This is a genomic window from Shimia sp. SK013, assembly GCF_001292625.1.
Classification (GTDB): domain Bacteria; phylum Pseudomonadota; class Alphaproteobacteria; order Rhodobacterales; family Rhodobacteraceae; genus Shimia.
On the sequence record NZ_LAJH01000011.1, the window covers coordinates 292,746 to 307,914 of the forward strand.

Here is a 15,169-nt window from a genome sequence, read left to right on the forward strand (position 1 = left end):
GCGCGGGCCTTGCAAAAAGATTGCGCTAACACTGCGAGATGTGGCGATTTAGCCAACCTTTAAGGGTGGCCTTTTGGGGGCAAAACCTTTCAATTGGCCTTTCAGGAAGGGACAGGGCGATGAGCGCGCAACCGATCAGAGTTTTTATCAACGGGTTTGGCCGAATTGGCCGGACGGTGTTGCGCATTCTGGCGCAGGGCGCGCATTCGCACATCGAAATCGTTGGCATCAATGACATCGAGTCGCTTCAGACCTGTGCCTATCTTTTTGAGTATGACAGCGTGTTTGGTGCCTATCGGGGCGAGGTCGCGACGGACAGCGCCGCCTTGATCGTTGATGGACTGCGCATTCCGTTTCATGCAGAGCGTGACCTGAGCACGATGGATTTGGGCGCTGTTGATGTGGTGTTGGAATGCACGGGCATGGCTGGATCGCGGGCAGTGGCCGAGCGTGGATTGGCAGCAGGCGCGGGGGCGGTGTTGATTTCCGGGCCGTCCGATGAGGCGGATATCACTATTGTGATGGGCGCCAATGAAGAAGCGTTGAGCGATCAGAAAATCGTGTCAAATGCGTCCTGCACAACAAACGCGCTGGCACCCCTGTTGCGGGTGCTGGATCAGGAATTTGGCCTGATCAGCGGCCATATGACGACGGTGCATTGCTACACCGGCAGCCAGCCAACAGTGGACAAACCGCGAGCCGATCTGGCGCGCAGTCGGGCGGCGGCGTTGTCGATGGTACCGACAACCACATCGGCGCAGCGCCTGATCGATAAGGTTTTGCCGCATCTCGAAGGCCGTGTGGAAGCGCGGGCGATCCGCGTACCGACGGCCTCGGTGTCAGCGATTGATCTGACCATACAGACCGAAAAATCGGTGTCGGTGGACAGTGTGAACAGTGTGCTTTTGGCCGAGGCCGACCGCGCGCCTCTGATTGGCTGGACTGAAAAGCCGTTGGTCAGCACAGATTTGCGCGCCAGACCTGAATCGCTGGTTCTGAGCGGACCGGAGACTTCGGTGTCGGTTGGTGGCCTGCTGCGGGTGTTTGGCTGGTATGACAATGAATGGGGCTTTTCCAACCGGATGTTGGATATGGCTGAGAGAATGGGACGGCGTTAAGTCGTGCGAGGGGATTTCGGAGAGAGAATATGACAACCAACAAGGATCAGGATCGCGCCCGTCAGGCGGCGTTGGATTATCACGAGTTTCCCAAGCCCGGCAAGCTTGAGATCCGCGCAACAAAACCGATGGCGACAGGTCGGGATTTGAGCCGCGCATATAGCCCTGGTGTGGCAGACGCCTGCCTTGAGATCGAGAAAAACCCTGCGGATGCAACGCGTTACACGGCCAAGGGCAACCTTGTTGCCGTGATTTCCAACGGCACGGCCGTTCTGGGCCTGGGCAATATTGGTGCGCAAGCCAGTAAGCCGGTGATGGAGGGCAAGGCGGTTCTGTTCAAGAAATTCGCCGGTATCGATTGCTTTGACATCGAAGTGAATGAGGCTGATCCGGAAAAGCTGGCTGATTTGGTGTGTCGTCTGGAGCCGACATTTGGCGCGGTAAATCTGGAAGACATCAAGGCGCCGGATTGCTTTTTGGTGGAGCGGATCTGCAAAGAGCGGATGAACATTCCGGTCTTTCACGACGATCAGCACGGTACAGCGATTGTGGCGGCTGCAGCAGCCTATAACGCATTGATTGTGGCTGAGAAAAAGGTCGAAGAGATCAAAGTTGTTGCGCTTGGTGCAGGCGCGGCAGGGATTGCGTGCTTGAAAATGCTCATGACCATGGGCGTTCAGCACGAGAACATCTTGATGTTGGACAGCAAAGGCGTCGTGCACAGCCAGCGCAACGATTTGTCGCCAGAAAAATCCGAATTTGCGCAGCCCACCGACAAGCGCACTACCATGGAAGCCATGGAAGGCGCGGACCTGTTTTTGGGCGTGTCTGGGCCGGGCTTGCTGACCAAAGAAATGGTCGAGCAGATGGCAGATGATCCGATCATCTTTGCGCTTGCCAACCCGACGCCTGAGATCATGCCGGAACTGGCGCGTGAGGCAGCCCCCGGGGCGTTGATCGCGACGGGGCGGTCGGATTATCCCAATCAAGTCAATAATGTGCTGTGTTTCCCGTTCATCTTCCGCGGTGCGCTGGATGTGGGCGCAACAGAGATCAACGACGCGATGAAGCTTGCCTGTGTGGAAGCGATTGCCGGTCTGGCGCGCGAAACCACCAGCGCCGAAGTGGGCGTTGCGTATCGTGGGGAAAAGCTCGCCTTTGGGCCAGAATACTTGATCCCGAAACCATTTGATCCACGGCTCTTGCCGACGATTGCTGTGGCTGTGGCCAAGGCGGCGATCGACTCGGGCGTGGCGACCAAAGAGATCAACCTGCACGATTATGAAGAGAAGCTCAGCGCGCAGGTTTTCCGCTCGTCGATGATTATGCGGCCGGTGTATGAAGCGGCCAGCATGTCGCGGCGCAGAATTGTGTTCGCCGAAGGTGAAGACGAGCGTGTGTTGCGCACGGCACAGGCGATGTTGGAAGATACTGTGGATACGCCGGTCCTGATTGGGCGCCCTGAAGTGGTTCAGCATCGTTTGGACAAGGCTGGCTTGAAGATCAAAGCCGGTGTTGATTTTGAACTGATCAATCCCGAGCAGGATGAGCGGTATCGCGATTATTGGACAACCTATCACGACAAGCTGCGCCGCAAAGGCGTGAGCCCGGATAGCGCGCGGGCCATTTTGCGCACCAACACCACCGCGATTGCGGCCATCGCAGTGGAGCGCGGAGATGCGGACAGCATGATTTGCGGCACCTTTGGTGAGTACCGCTGGCATCTGCGTTATGTGACGGAAGTGTTGCAAAACAAAGCGTTGCATCCAGTTGGGTCGCTGTCTTTGATCATTCTGGACAAGGGACCCCTGTTCCTTGCGGACACGCATATTCACATCGAGCCGACCTCGGAACAGGTGGCGGAAACTGTGATTGCTGCCGCCCGTCACGTGCGTCGGTTTGGCGTCGATCCCAAGATTGCGCTGTGTTCCGGAAGCCAATTTGGCAACCTCGACAGCCATTCGGGTCGGGTGATGCGAGGGGCGTTGGACGTGCTGGATCAGACCGAGCATGACTTTGAATACGAAGGCGAAATGCACACCGATGCGGCCTTGGACCCAGAGTTGCGCGACCGGCTGTTCCCGGAAGGGCGGCTGACAGGCAAGGCCAACGTATTGGTCTATTCCAACACCGATGCGGCGGGTGCGACGCGCAACATTCTGAAGTCCGTTTCTGACGGTCTGGAAGTTGGGCCGATCCTGATGGGCATGGGCAACCGCGCGCACATTGTGACGCCGTCGATCACCGTGCGCGGGCTGATGAATATCTCGGCTTTGGCGGGCACAACGGTGTCGACCTACGGCTGATTTTCAGAGGCTGTAACGCGTAGGTATCGCGTCGGTATTGCGTAGGCGTCATTTTGAGGGGCAGGTTTCAGATGAAACCTGCCCCTTTTGCATGAGTGTATTCAGGATCCTGGGGAGCCCGATTACATCGGCCAGAACACCAGAATGGCGGGGATCGAGACCGCGACCACAAGAATTTCAAGTGGCAGACCCATGCGCCAGTAATCGCCAAAGCGGTACCCGCCAGGGCCGAGGATCAGCGTGTTGTTCTTGTGCCCAATCGGGGTGAGGAACGCCGAAGACGCGGCAACCGCCACAGCCATCAGGAACGGGTCTGCTGAGACTTGCAACGTGTTGGCCATCTGAATGCCGACGGGGGCCGCGACGATGGTGGTGGCGGTGTTGTTGAGCACGTCCGAGAGCGTCATCGTGACCAGCATAAGGACCGTTAGCACCACCCAAGCGGGCAACCCTGCGGTGAGGTCAATGAGCGCGTTGGCAATCAACGAGGTGCCGCCCGAACTGTCGAGCGCCGCGCCCAGAGGAATCATGGAGCCTAAGAGCACCACAACAGGCCATTCGATGTGGGTGTAGAGTTCGGAGATCGGCACGATCTTGGCCAGCACATAGGCGACAACCACCAGACCCAGCGCCACGGGCAGATATATCAGACCAAGCGAGGCGGCGGCGACGGCGCCGATAAACAGACCTATGGCGAGCCACATTTTGCTGTCGGCAGTGACAACCAGACCACGGTCCGCGAGGGGCAGGCAGCCGAGCCAGTCGGTGACGTCCGCGCCGCGGTTTTTCTGAACCAGCACCAACAGGATGTCTCCGGGGTGAACCTCGGTTTTGCGGATCTGGCTGCGAATGCGGCGGCCTTCGCGGGAGATGCCCATCAGGACCGCGCCTTGCCGCCATGCCAGCCCGAGCGCCTGCGCGGTTTTGCCGGCGATGCGGGCATTCTCAGGCACCACGATTTCGATGATGTCTAGGCCGTCGCCAGCAGCCTTGAGGTGTTCTTCGCGTTTTTCATCAGAAAAGTTCAACGAAAGTGCTGCGCGAAATTCGTCAAGCGCGTCGGGGGAGGCTTCAAGAACCAAAGCATCGCCTTCGCGCAAAACGGTGTTGCGGGCCGAGCCATAGCGGCGTTCGCCGTCGCGGGACAGGCCGATGACGGCAACGTCGGCGTCTTCGGCATCGTTGTCGAGTTCGGCCAGACGTTTGCCGATCAGTTTGCTTTCGGCTGGCACGGTGAGTTCGGCGATATATTGGCCAAGTTCGGCGGCCTTTTTACCGGCATCCTCGCGCGCAGGGATTAGACGCCAGCCGATGAGCGCCACAAACAGCAGGCCGACAATCGCCGTGATGCCGCCGACAGGGGCGAAGTCGAACATGCCGAAGGGCTCGCCCATCGCTTCTTCGCGGATCGAGGCGATAATGATGTTGGGCGGGGTGCCGATCAGTGTGGCCATGCCGCCCAAAATGGTGGCAAAGCTAAGTGGCATCAGGGATTTTGCAGGGCTGCGCCCTGCTTTGCGGGCGGTTTGGATGTCCACGGGCATCAAAAGCGCAAGGGCGGCGACGTTATTCATAAAGGCCGAAAGCACAGCGCCAATGGCGCCGATGATGGCAATGTGGGCGCCTAGCGCGCGGGCGCTGTCCACCAGCGTTCGTGTGATCAGGAAAACGGCACCTGAGCGCACCAGCCCAGCGGACACAACCAAGACCAGCGCCACAATCAGGGTGGCAGGATGACCAAACCCGGAAAAGGCGTCTTTGGTCGGCACCACGCCAAGCACCACACCAATCATCAGTGCCGAGAAGGCGACAAGATCATAGCGGAACCGCCCCCAAAGCAGCATGGCAAACACAAGTCCAAAGAGGCTGAAGAGGATGATCTGATCGGTGGTCATGTGAAAAAGCCTGTTGTTCAAATTGGTGTCGGGAGAAAACCGCAGGCGGGCCGCGAAAGCAAGCGGGTTGCGACCTTGATGGACCTTGACGTATAGAGACCCCTGACACGAGATTAAGCCAAGATATACCGGAGGCAATCCATGGCCGGCCATAGTAAATGGGCAAACATTCAGCACCGCAAAGGGCGTCAGGACGCCGTTCGCTCCAAGCTGTTTTCCAAACTGTCTAAAGAGATCACCGTTGCTGCGAAGATGGGCGACCCCGATCCCGACAAAAACCCGCGTTTGCGGATGGCGGTTAAAGAAGCCAAGAGCCAATCTGTTCCAAAGGACGTGATTGACCGCGCGATAAAGAAATCGACGGCAGGCGAAGGCGACGATTACGAAGAAATCCGCTATGAGGGCTATGGCCCCAATGGCGTGGCTGTGATCGTTGAGGCGATGACCGACAACCGCAACCGCACGGCATCAACTGTGCGCTCGACGTTTACCAAAAACGGCGGCAATCTGGGCGAAACCGGCTCTGTTGGGTTCATGTTCGACCGCAAGGGCGAAGTGAGCTATCCGGCGAGCGTAGGTGACGCGGATGCGGTGTTTGAAGCGGCCATCGAAGCAGGCGCGGAAGACGTGGAAAGCTCGGAAGATGGTCACATCATCTGGTGTGAAGACACGGACCTGAACGATGTGTCGGGCGCGCTTGAGGCAGCTTTGGGTGAATCCGAGAGCACCAAGTTGGTGTGGAAGCCGACCACGACCACGGACATGGATCTGGAAGCGATGCAAAAGCTGATGAAGCTGATTGATGCGCTTGAGGATGATGACGACGTGCAGCGGGTCACCGCGAACTTTGAAGCCTCTGACGAGGTGATGGAGCAGCTTTGAGCAGCACCTGAGTGATGTAGTGAGAAACCCAGCCAAGTGGCTGGGTTTTTTGTTAGCCATCAACCGCCCGCGGCAAGGGCAGGGTGACCGGGGCCTTCAGATCACGCATGAAGCGTTTTGAGGTTTTGTTCCAAATGGCAAAGCCGGAACAACTCGGATCGCTCTTGAGACGCCGTTCCATGTACAGAAAATCGCTGTCGTGAAGGGCAAGGCTGCTTTCGCATCGAAACAAGTCACCGCGGACAGCCGTTTTGCAGGCTTCTTGCGGCAAAAACCGTGTTTTCAAAAAGGGGCACATGAAGGGCTTGCGTTCAGCCGCAAACGGTTTGAGCGCCTGCTTTTCTGTCTCAGACAAACCCTCGTAGTCCAATGTCGGGGCTTCGCGCAGCGTGTCTGAGGCCCTGAACTCCTTGTAATAGCTTTGCAGGAGTACATCCGCGAGGGCTTCGTAGAAATAGGCGAGGTCAGACACCGCGTAATTGCTGGCGATGATGGATTTTTCCCACGAGGAGATTTCCTGAGGGACCAACCGTCCGCCCAATTCGTTCCAGTCTTCTGGCGCGGTGTGGTGCTGGCGGGTGTATTGCGCCATCAACTGCCAAGTTTCGGGTTGGTAACGGGCGAAGGGCACCATGTCCAAGTGCCTTTGGCGATAGGGCGTTTCGGTTCCTGGTTTGAACGTGCCAGTTCTTGAGGCAAAGCTGGCGGAGAGAAACTGATTAACTGATTTCGGGTTCAAAGGGTCATTTCGGACGCGCGCAGACTGGGCATTTATTGTTTCGCCTATGAAATTCCGTTGCTCGGGTGGTTCGTAGGCCTCATTTCCCAGCAAAGAGGCCCTGTGATACGCATTTGTGGCGTTAGGGATGAACGTACGATAGACCGCGTCCATCCACGCATCATATCGCGCCGGAGTGGATTGCCAAACCTGCACTCTGGTTTCATCCAAAAGCGGAGGAGGCGTTGCCTCCAGAAGCGCATCGAGGTCCTGTCGGATGCCGGGGTCGTAGATTGCGCCGGATTGGGTGAGCTCTTCGACAAAGCAGATTTCCGAGGTATATGCCTCTGGTGTCTCAATGATGTCGATCCAAGTGTCACAGACATAGCCGACGCTGTCCCAGTCGCCTTTCCATTTGGGGGCTGCGCCTTTCACAATTGCTGGGCGGCAGGTGGCGCGCGCGGAGACGCATTGGCAAGCCAAGGTACAAATGCGCCAGAGAAAATCTCAAGAAGACAGGTCCTCGTTTTGCCGTATTTTCGTGATTTACGCTCGTCAGGATTTCTTGGTTAACGAATTTTCGCGCGCGGAGCAGCTATGCGGTTTGATCTTTTGGATGGGGTGCGCGGGCATCTTTTGTTCATGATGATGTTGGCGCATTTGGCAGCGCAGCCGGGCATGGGCTATCTTTATGATGTGCACCACGCACGTATCATCCAGCTTTTGGATGCTGAGTTTCTGGTGTTTTTGTCCGGATTGTTGGTGGGCATTCTTTATGCGTTGAAATTTCAGTCCCGCCAAAAGTTGGCGGATTTCCTTGGACTGCGGATCAGAAAAATTTATGTCTATTACATACTGTCGGCCGGGCCGTTTCTGATCCTGTTGCTGATGGGGGGCGCTGGGCCGGTGCAGTATCTGTTTGGCCTTGGCGAAGTTGCTGTGTTGCAAAACGGCGGCGCATATTCCGATATTTTGCCTATCTACATCGTCTGTTTCGCCTTGCTTTGGGTGGGCAGTTTTTTGCTGCGGTGGGTGCCGCAGTGGGCGCTTTTGGTCCCATCAGGCGCACTTTATGCGGCGAGTCTGTTTGACTATGGCGGTGGGATTTTTGGCTGGGGCCAGCGGTATCTGGTATTTGACCTTGTGGCGTGGCAATTCCTGTTTTGCATTGCGTATCTCTGCGGAGTGAAGTTTCGCGAGATTTTGGCCTGGATCAACGGGTTGAGCGTGCGCGGCTATTGGGCGGTGTTTGTGCTGACAGCGGTGGCGTGTTTTGGACAACGCTGGGTGTTTTTCTATCCGCCAATTGCCGAGTTGCCGACGGGCGTGGCGGTCAACTGGCCGAGAATGCACCTGCATCCGGTGCATATTGTGCGCACCATGGCGGTGGTGGCGTTTGTCACTGTGGCGATGACACGATCAGAGCGTGGCACAGGATGGATCACTGACGTGTTGCGCTGGTATTTCAGCCTGCCGTTGCTTCGGTACTGCGGCGTCTGGGCAATCCAGATGTTTGTGATCCACGTCTTTCTGATCGCGGCTTTCGCTTATGTTTTGCCTACGCTGTCAGCAGGCGAAGCCTTTATTGCGGCTATGATCGCGCAGGGTTTGTTTATGATAATTCCATGGGGGCTGCATCGCGCAAAAAAGGGCACCCTTTTGAGTGGCCAAGCTTCGGCTTAGCGCAGGGCCGCGCGGGCGGTTTTGCGGATAGCAGTGGTGAGCGGTGCCAACGCGGGGCGCAGCAGTCGGGTGGCTTGCCAGAAAAGCGGTGTTGTGTAGAGCGCGTCGGGCAAAAGCGGGACCAGAGTTCCGGCTTCCAGATGCGACTTTATGGACACCAGCGGGTTCATGCCCCAGCCCAATCCCAAGAGACACGCATCGACGAAGCCTTGCGACGAAGGCAGTCGGTGGCTGGGAGGCGTTGGCGCGCTGCCGAGGTTTTCGCGCATCCAAATCTGTTGCAGGCGGTCCTTGGGGTCAAAGACCAGCATTGGCGCATGGGCGATGGCCTTGGCGGTGACCCCATCTGGAAAATAGCGCGCCATGAAGGCGGGGCTGGCGGAGGCGACATAATCCAAAGTGCCGAGCGGGGTGCTGTCACAACCCGCAATCGGGGCCTCAAAGGCTGTGACGGCGGCGACCACCTCGCCACGGCGTAGCCAGTCGGCAGAGAAATCCTGATCATCAACCACGAGATCAAACAGCAAATCCGGCACTTGCGCCAGAGCGGGCAGGAACCAAGTGGCGAGGCTGTCGGCGTTCACGGCTATGCGCAGGCGGGCCGAACGCGGTGTCAGCGCCGCCACATCGCGGGCCAATGCAGTTTCCAACATGCCCACTTGATCAAGGTGTGCGGCAAGGCGACGGCCGGTTTCGGTGCCGTGACAGGGCTGTCCACGGCGGACCAGAGGCGTGCCTGCGCGGTCCTCCAGCGACTTGAGCCGTTGTGAGACGGCGGATTGGGTGATGCCAAGCTCACCCGCCGCGGCCTCAAAAGAACCGGTACGAAGGATGGCGGCGAGAGCGGCGAGTTGAGCGTAGTCGAGCTGCATTAGATTTGCTTATGTTGGTCAAGTTGTTTTAATTTGAGTAATTCACCCAAGCGCCGTAGTCAAACCTTGGAAATGATGGAGAGACAGGATGTTAGAGGCAGCGGGCGCGGGATTTGCGCTGGGGTTTTCGTTGATCATGGCAATCGGCGCACAGAATGCGTTTGTGCTGCGCCAGGGGTTGCGCGGGCAATATGTGCTGCCACTGGTGCTGACCTGTGCCATCTCGGATGCAATTCTGATCACCGCTGGTGTGGCCGGATTTGGCGGCCTGATCGCGGCCAATCCCTGGGCCTTGGATATTGTGCGCTGGGGCGGGGCGGCCTTCTTGTTTGTTTACGGCGCGATGAATTTCCGCGCCGCTTTTCAGGGGGGCGACCAGTTGGATGACAAAGGCGGCACGGCGGGGTCTCTTGGGGCGGCGCTTTTGACCTGTTTGACGCTGACATGGGCCAATCCGCATGTGTATTTGGATACGGTTGTGCTGTTGGGCGGCCTTTCGGCACAATATACGCCTAGCTGGGCTTTTGGGCTGGGGGCCGTTGTGTCGAGCTTCGTGTTCTTCTTTATGTTGGGGTTCGGGGCGCGGCTTTTGCGGCCCGTGTTCACAAGCGCAACTGCGTGGCAGGTGCTGGATGTGGTGGTCGGCGTGACCATGTGGGTGATCGCGCTGAGCCTGATCTGGCCAGGTTAACACCCTGCACAGATGCACATCTATTGTGATTGGGTGGGTGTTTTGTGCGTAAGTGCAAGTGGCTTAGTGTGGGGAAACGCATCTGAGGAGACCGCGCCATGAGTTGGAACCCAGCCCTAGACCCGACGTTGCCAGACAGCACCAATCTGGACGCCATCGAAACCGTGATCGTGCCACGCGCGCGCGATCTTGGCGGCTTTGAAGTGCGTCGCGCGTTGCCCGCGCCACGGCGGCAAATGGTGGGGCCGTTCATATTCTTTGATCAGGCGGGGCCTGCCGAGTTCATCACCGGCTCTGGTGTGGACGTGCGGCCGCATCCGCACATCGGCCTTGGCACTGTGACGTATCTTTACAAAGGTGAGTTTGAGCACCGCGACAGCCTTGGCACACATCAGATGATCTATCCCGGTGAAGTGAACTGGATGGTGGCGGGCAATGGAGTGACCCATTCGGAGCGCACCAGCAAGGAGACGCGCAAGGCGCCGTCAAACCTGTTTGGCATCCAGACGTGGATTGCGTTGCCGGAAGACCGCGAAGATGACCCCGCGATGTTTGAACATCATGGCAAAGACGCGCTGCCTCTGCTGGAAGGCGAGGGCAAAGAGGTCCGGCTTATCCTTGGCAACGCATGGGGCGAACGCGCGCCGGTTTCGATGATGTCGGAGACGTTTTACGCGGATGTGGTGCTGCAGGCGGGGGCCAAGTTGCCGATGCCGGACGATCATGAGGATCGGGGGCTTTATGTGTCCGAAGGATCGGTTGTGATCGCGGGCGACACGTTTGAGGCAGGACGCATGATGGTGTTTCGCCCCGGTGACGCGATAACGGTGACGGCGGGGCCACGCGGCGCGCGGTTGATGGCGTTGGGTGGCGAGACCATGAACGGGCCGCGCCACATCTGGTGGAATTTTGTGAGTTCCAGCAAAGAAAAAATCGAAGAGGCAAAACAGGCCTGGGCAGATGGGGATTGGGAACATGGCCGGTTTCAATTGCCGCCGGGTGACACGGGCGAGTTCATTCCGTTGCCGTAGCCATGGCGGCGTTTGCACCAGCCAAAGACCCCTAAAACCTTTGGTAGTTAACCTGTTTGCTATCTCGACATTTCCGAAGGGTCATGGTCCATTGCGGCCATGACAGCAGAGCAAGGCCATAATCCAGTCAAAGGCGTCTTTTGGATGCTGGTCACGGGGCTGTGCTTTGTGGCGGTGACAGCACTTGTGAAGATGGTCGGGCCGCGCTTGCCGGCGGCAGAGACCGCGTTTTTGCGCTATGCGCTGGGCATCGTTTTCCTGATCCCGATGATTAAGCCGATATTGAACGCCAACCTGACCCGTCGGCAGGTGGGGCTGTTCGCGTCGCGCGGTGTTTTGCACACATTGGGCGTGGTGCTTTGGTTTTTTGCTATGGCGCGCATTCCGATCGCTGAAGTTACCGCGATGAACTATTTGTCGCCGGTTTATGTCACAGTCGGCGCCGCACTTTTCCTTGGGGAGAAGTTGGCGGCGCGGCGGATTCTGGCTGTTGTTCTGGCGTTGATCGGGGTGTTGATCATCCTGCGTCCCGGATTTCGCGAGCTGAGCAGCGGGCACTTTGCCATGCTCATCACCGCGCTGACGTTTGCAGGCGGGTACATCATCGCCAAGAAGCTGAGCGAAGAGGTCAGCGCGACCGTTGTTGTCGGCATGTTGTCGGTGACGGTCACGATCGGATTGGCGCCTTTGGCGGCAGCGGTTTGGGTCACGCCGACATTGGGGGAACTGGGTATCCTGTTCGCGGTCGCCTGTTTTGCGACGGCGGGGCATTACACCATGACGCTTGCTTTTGCGGCCGCGCCGATCACGGTCACCCAGCCGGTGAGTTTTTTGCAAATGGTCTGGGCGGTTTTGCTTGGCTGGATTGGCTTTGGCGAGCAGCCGGATTTCTGGGTGATAGTGGGCGCGGGCGTCATCATTGCGGCGATCAGTTTCATCACGTGGCGCGAAGCGGTGATCAAGCGGCGACAAGTCACGCCTTTGGTAGGGCAAACCAAGGTCTGATCGGGCTTTGTGTTTAAAAGGCAATGGGTTAGGGTCCCAAAAAAAGAGGGAACGGTATCATGAAAATTCAATTGGTAGCTTTGGCGGCGGCGTTGGGGCCGGCGGTTGCGATGGCGGGAAATATGTCGGTGGACACTGGCGCCGAAATGGGGTCGCAGGGGGACCCGTACGAGGGTATGGTCCTTGTGCAGGAATGCATTTTCGAGACCGAAGACCCCTATTGCAGCTTTGTTGCCAACGGATCGACGCTCTATGCCAGCATGGACGCGCCGACACCGGGCTATGTTTTGGAAGCGATTGGCGAACTGTATCAAAATGCGCCTCTGATGCTGAAGGCGGACATCGTGTCGATGGGCGACATCACAGCCGACATTGCCATTCATGCTTTTGAGCTCGACCCCGATCTGGACTGGTTCGCCGAAACACGCGGATACTTGCAAGGCAGGTGGATGGCGGCGTCGGCGCCTTCTTACCAAAGCTATGTCAGCGGATCTGTGGTGACGGAATATGTCGACGGGCAGGAGCAATCCCAATATGTGATGCAGCTGGCGCAGACGTGTGATGGCGCAACCGAGGCAGGGCCTGTGCTGATTGCCTGGGCCAATCCTTGGGACGCGCCGGCCTGTTTGTATCTGGACGCCGTGACGCCGGATCAAATGCGGGTGCGGCTGGTTGGCGGGGACGGCGCGCAGGTGATCTACGTGCGGCCCTGATCGGCTAGGCCGCGTTGTCCAACAGCAGTTTGGCAAAACGCCGAGCTTCTTTGCGCGCGGCGGCGGGGGCGAGAGTTTCGTTGGATTGGGCGGCCTCGAGCCAGACGCCGTCCATATAGCTTTGCAATGCTTCGCGTACGATCTCGCGCCGGTCGTCCGGCAAAAGGCTGCGCAACTCGGACCGGAAATGCGACGTCACCCGTGCGCGGTTGATGCGGTGTAGGCGCGAGAGGCTGTCCACGTAAGGCGCGTTGGCCCAAAATTGCATCCAGATCGAACATTGCTCAATCGTGTAGAGCCGGTCGGCAAAATTGGCGTCAATGACGGCCATGAGACGATCCAGTGGTGATTTGGCCGACGCGTAGCGTTCAAGCTGCGCCTCCTTGAGCAGAGTCAGCAGACGGCGCATGGTGGCCTCCATCAGCTTTTCTTTGGAACCAAAATAGTAGTTGATCGACGCCGCAGACGCACCGGCCTCGGCAGCGATTTCTGCCATGGTCACAGCTGCATAGCCGCGTTTGTGCACAGCCGAAATAGTGGCGTGGATTAACTCTTCGTGTCGAATGTCGCGGATACGTGTACGGCCCATGGCGCCACTTTGGCGCGAGCCGCCGTCAGGTGCAATATTGTCGTTCAAATAAAATTTTTGAATGGCCATTTAAAAAATGAAAATCCGGTGCTAAGATTTACGACGCCGGAGTGAGACCGGTGGTTCAGGTCGCCCTGATGGGCGCAGATTTTCCAGGAGCGCGCGATGCAGCTGCAACCGATAGCCAGCCACTTTATTGACGGCGAATACGTCGAGGACCGGAACGGGGCACCGATTGATATTGTCTATCCCGCGACGGGTGAGGTGATCGGTCAGGTTTTTGCCGCGACGCCAACCGTCATCGATCGCGCTTTGGACAGTGCCAAGGCCGGTCAGCAAGTTTGGGCTGCGATGTCGGGACGTGAGCGGGGTCGGGTTTTGACCCGTGCGGCGGCGATGATCATGGAACGCAATCACGAGCTGTCGGTTCTTGAGACCTATGACACCGGCAAACCGTATCAGGAAACCAGTGCCGTGGACGCGACGAGCGGCGCGGATGCGCTGGAGTTCTTTGGCGGTCTGGCTGGCAGCCTGACGGGCGAGCATATCCCGCTGGGCGAAGATTGGGTTTACACCGTGCGCGAGCCGCTGGGTGTGTGCGTCGGTATCGGTGCATGGAACTATCCGACACAGATCGCCTGTTGGAAAAGCGCGCCCGCGATGGCCTGTGGCAATGCGATGGTTTTCAAGCCGTCCGAGACAACACCGATGTGCGCGCTGAAGGTGGCGGAAATCCTGATCGAGGCCGGATTGCCAAAAGGCGTCTTTAACGTTGTTCAGGGCATGGGTGAGGTCGGCGCTGCGTTGGTGAATGACCCGCGTGTGGACAAGGTCAGCCTGACCGGATCGGTGCCGACGGGCAAAAAAGTATACGCGGCGGCCGCCAGTCACATGAAACATGTGACGATGGAATTGGGCGGCAAGTCGCCTTTGATCATCTTTGACGATGCGGATGTTGAAAACGCGGTCGGGGGCGCCATTCTTGGCAACTTCTACAGCTCTGGTCAGGTGTGTTCCAACGGCACGCGCGTGTTTGTTCAAAAGGGCATCAAGGAAAAGTTCCTCGCCCGTCTGGCCGAGCGTCTGGGTGATGCGGTGATTGGTGATCCGTTGGATGAGGCGACAAACTTTGGCCCGATGGTGAGCGAGCGGCAGATGAACATCGTGCTCGGTTATATGGCCAAGGGCAAAGATGAGGGCGCGCGGCTGGTTTATGGCGGTGAGCGGTTGGAACGCGACGGGTTTTACCTTGAACCGACAGTGTTTGCCGACGTGACCGATGATATGACGATCGCGCGCGAAGAGATATTTGGCCCCGTGATGTCGGTGCTGGATTTTGACACCGAAGAAGAGGTGATCGCGCGCGCCAATGCCACCGAATTTGGCCTGTCGGCGGGTGTGTTCACGTCGGACCTGAGCCGCGGACACCGTGTGATCGGCAAGCTGGAAGCGGGCAGCTGTTTCATCAACTCCTACAATGATGCGCCCGTTGAGGCGCCTTTTGGCGGCGTGAAGATGAGCGGTGTGGGGCGCGAGAATTCCAAGGAAGCCATCAACCACTATAGCCAAGTCAAATCGGTCTACGTCCGCATGGGCGATGTCGAGGCGCCGTTTTGATCGGTTTTGCGGTGTGGTCCGGCCTTTTGACGGTCGCCCACCCACCCGC

At 58.0% G+C, this 15,169-nt stretch carries 13 protein-coding genes; 9 read left to right on the forward strand and 4 right to left on the reverse strand.

Annotated features, from left to right (window positions below):
• Nucleotides 1–119 precede the first annotated feature (119 nt).
• Nucleotides 120–1,118, forward strand: coding sequence for a type I glyceraldehyde-3-phosphate dehydrogenase (locus SHIM_RS09685; RefSeq protein ID WP_054002444.1), 999 nt, complete (start codon nucleotides 120–122; stop codon nucleotides 1,116–1,118).
• Between the two features lie 29 nt (nucleotides 1,119–1,147).
• Nucleotides 1,148–3,424, forward strand: coding sequence for an NADP-dependent malic enzyme (locus SHIM_RS09690; protein ID WP_054002445.1), 2,277 nt, complete (start codon nucleotides 1,148–1,150; stop codon nucleotides 3,422–3,424).
• Nucleotides 3,425–3,546: 122 nt separating this feature from the next.
• Here SHIM_RS09690 and SHIM_RS09695 read toward each other — a convergent pair whose 3' ends face one another.
• On the reverse strand, nucleotides 3,547–5,319 hold the full coding sequence (locus tag SHIM_RS09695) for an SLC13 family permease (protein WP_054002475.1): 1,773 nt from the start codon (nucleotides 5,317–5,319) through the stop codon (nucleotides 3,547–3,549).
• Nucleotides 5,320–5,460: 141 nt separating this feature from the next.
• Between SHIM_RS09695 and SHIM_RS09700 the strand changes: the two genes are divergently transcribed.
• Complete coding sequence (locus SHIM_RS09700) at nucleotides 5,461–6,201, forward strand: YebC/PmpR family DNA-binding transcriptional regulator (protein WP_054002446.1); 741 nt, start codon at nucleotides 5,461–5,463, stop codon at nucleotides 6,199–6,201.
• Between the two features lie 52 nt (nucleotides 6,202–6,253).
• On the opposite strand, the gene SHIM_RS09705 is transcribed toward SHIM_RS09700, so the two are convergent.
• Nucleotides 6,254–7,354 carry a hypothetical protein gene (locus tag SHIM_RS09705; RefSeq protein WP_152926507.1) on the reverse strand — a complete coding sequence of 367 codons (1,101 nt, stop codon included), beginning with the start codon at nucleotides 7,352–7,354 and terminating at the stop codon, nucleotides 6,254–6,256.
• Nucleotides 7,355–7,516: 162 nt separating this feature from the next.
• Between SHIM_RS09705 and opgC the strand changes: the two genes are divergently transcribed.
• Nucleotides 7,517–8,602 carry an OpgC domain-containing protein gene (opgC, locus tag SHIM_RS09710; RefSeq protein WP_054002448.1) on the forward strand — a complete coding sequence of 362 codons (1,086 nt, stop codon included), beginning with the start codon at nucleotides 7,517–7,519 and terminating at the stop codon, nucleotides 8,600–8,602.
• Here the strand turns inward: opgC and SHIM_RS09715 are convergent.
• Entirely contained in the window at nucleotides 8,599–9,474 is an 876-nt protein-coding gene (locus tag SHIM_RS09715; RefSeq protein ID WP_054002449.1) for a LysR family transcriptional regulator ArgP, read from the reverse strand. The genes opgC and SHIM_RS09715 overlap by 4 nt on opposite strands.
• Before the next feature lie 88 nt (nucleotides 9,475–9,562).
• On the opposite strand from SHIM_RS09715, the gene SHIM_RS09720 reads away from it, so the two are divergent.
• The 4 genes from SHIM_RS09720 to SHIM_RS09735 all read left to right on the forward strand — a co-directional run bounded on the left by SHIM_RS09720 (nucleotide 9,563) and on the right by SHIM_RS09735 (nucleotide 12,914).
• Nucleotides 9,563–10,165, forward strand: a complete 603-nt coding sequence (locus SHIM_RS09720; protein WP_054002450.1) for a LysE/ArgO family amino acid transporter — start codon at nucleotides 9,563–9,565, stop codon at nucleotides 10,163–10,165.
• A 98-nt stretch (nucleotides 10,166–10,263) separates the two neighbouring features.
• Nucleotides 10,264–11,196: a pirin family protein gene (locus tag SHIM_RS09725; RefSeq protein WP_054002451.1), complete on the forward strand. Its 933-nt coding sequence runs from the start codon at nucleotides 10,264–10,266 to the stop codon at nucleotides 11,194–11,196.
• Between the two features lie 99 nt (nucleotides 11,197–11,295).
• Complete coding sequence (locus tag SHIM_RS09730; RefSeq protein ID WP_054002452.1) at nucleotides 11,296–12,201, forward strand: DMT family transporter; 906 nt, start codon at nucleotides 11,296–11,298, stop codon at nucleotides 12,199–12,201.
• A 59-nt stretch (nucleotides 12,202–12,260) separates the two neighbouring features.
• Nucleotides 12,261–12,914 (forward strand): hypothetical protein, encoded by a 654-nt coding sequence (locus SHIM_RS09735; protein ID WP_054002453.1) that lies wholly within the window; start codon nucleotides 12,261–12,263, stop codon nucleotides 12,912–12,914.
• A 4-nt stretch (nucleotides 12,915–12,918) separates the two neighbouring features.
• Here the strand turns inward: SHIM_RS09735 and betI are convergent, their stop codons facing one another.
• Nucleotides 12,919–13,503 carry a choline-binding transcriptional repressor BetI gene (betI, locus tag SHIM_RS09740; RefSeq protein WP_054002476.1) on the reverse strand — a complete coding sequence of 195 codons (585 nt, stop codon included), beginning with the start codon at nucleotides 13,501–13,503 and terminating at the stop codon, nucleotides 12,919–12,921.
• A 165-nt stretch (nucleotides 13,504–13,668) separates the two neighbouring features.
• Here betI and betB point away from each other — a divergent pair, with 165 nt between their 5' ends.
• Nucleotides 13,669–15,120, forward strand: a complete 1,452-nt coding sequence (gene betB, locus SHIM_RS09745; RefSeq protein WP_054002454.1) for a betaine-aldehyde dehydrogenase — start codon at nucleotides 13,669–13,671, stop codon at nucleotides 15,118–15,120.
• The last annotated feature ends 49 nt before the right edge of the window (nucleotides 15,121–15,169 follow it).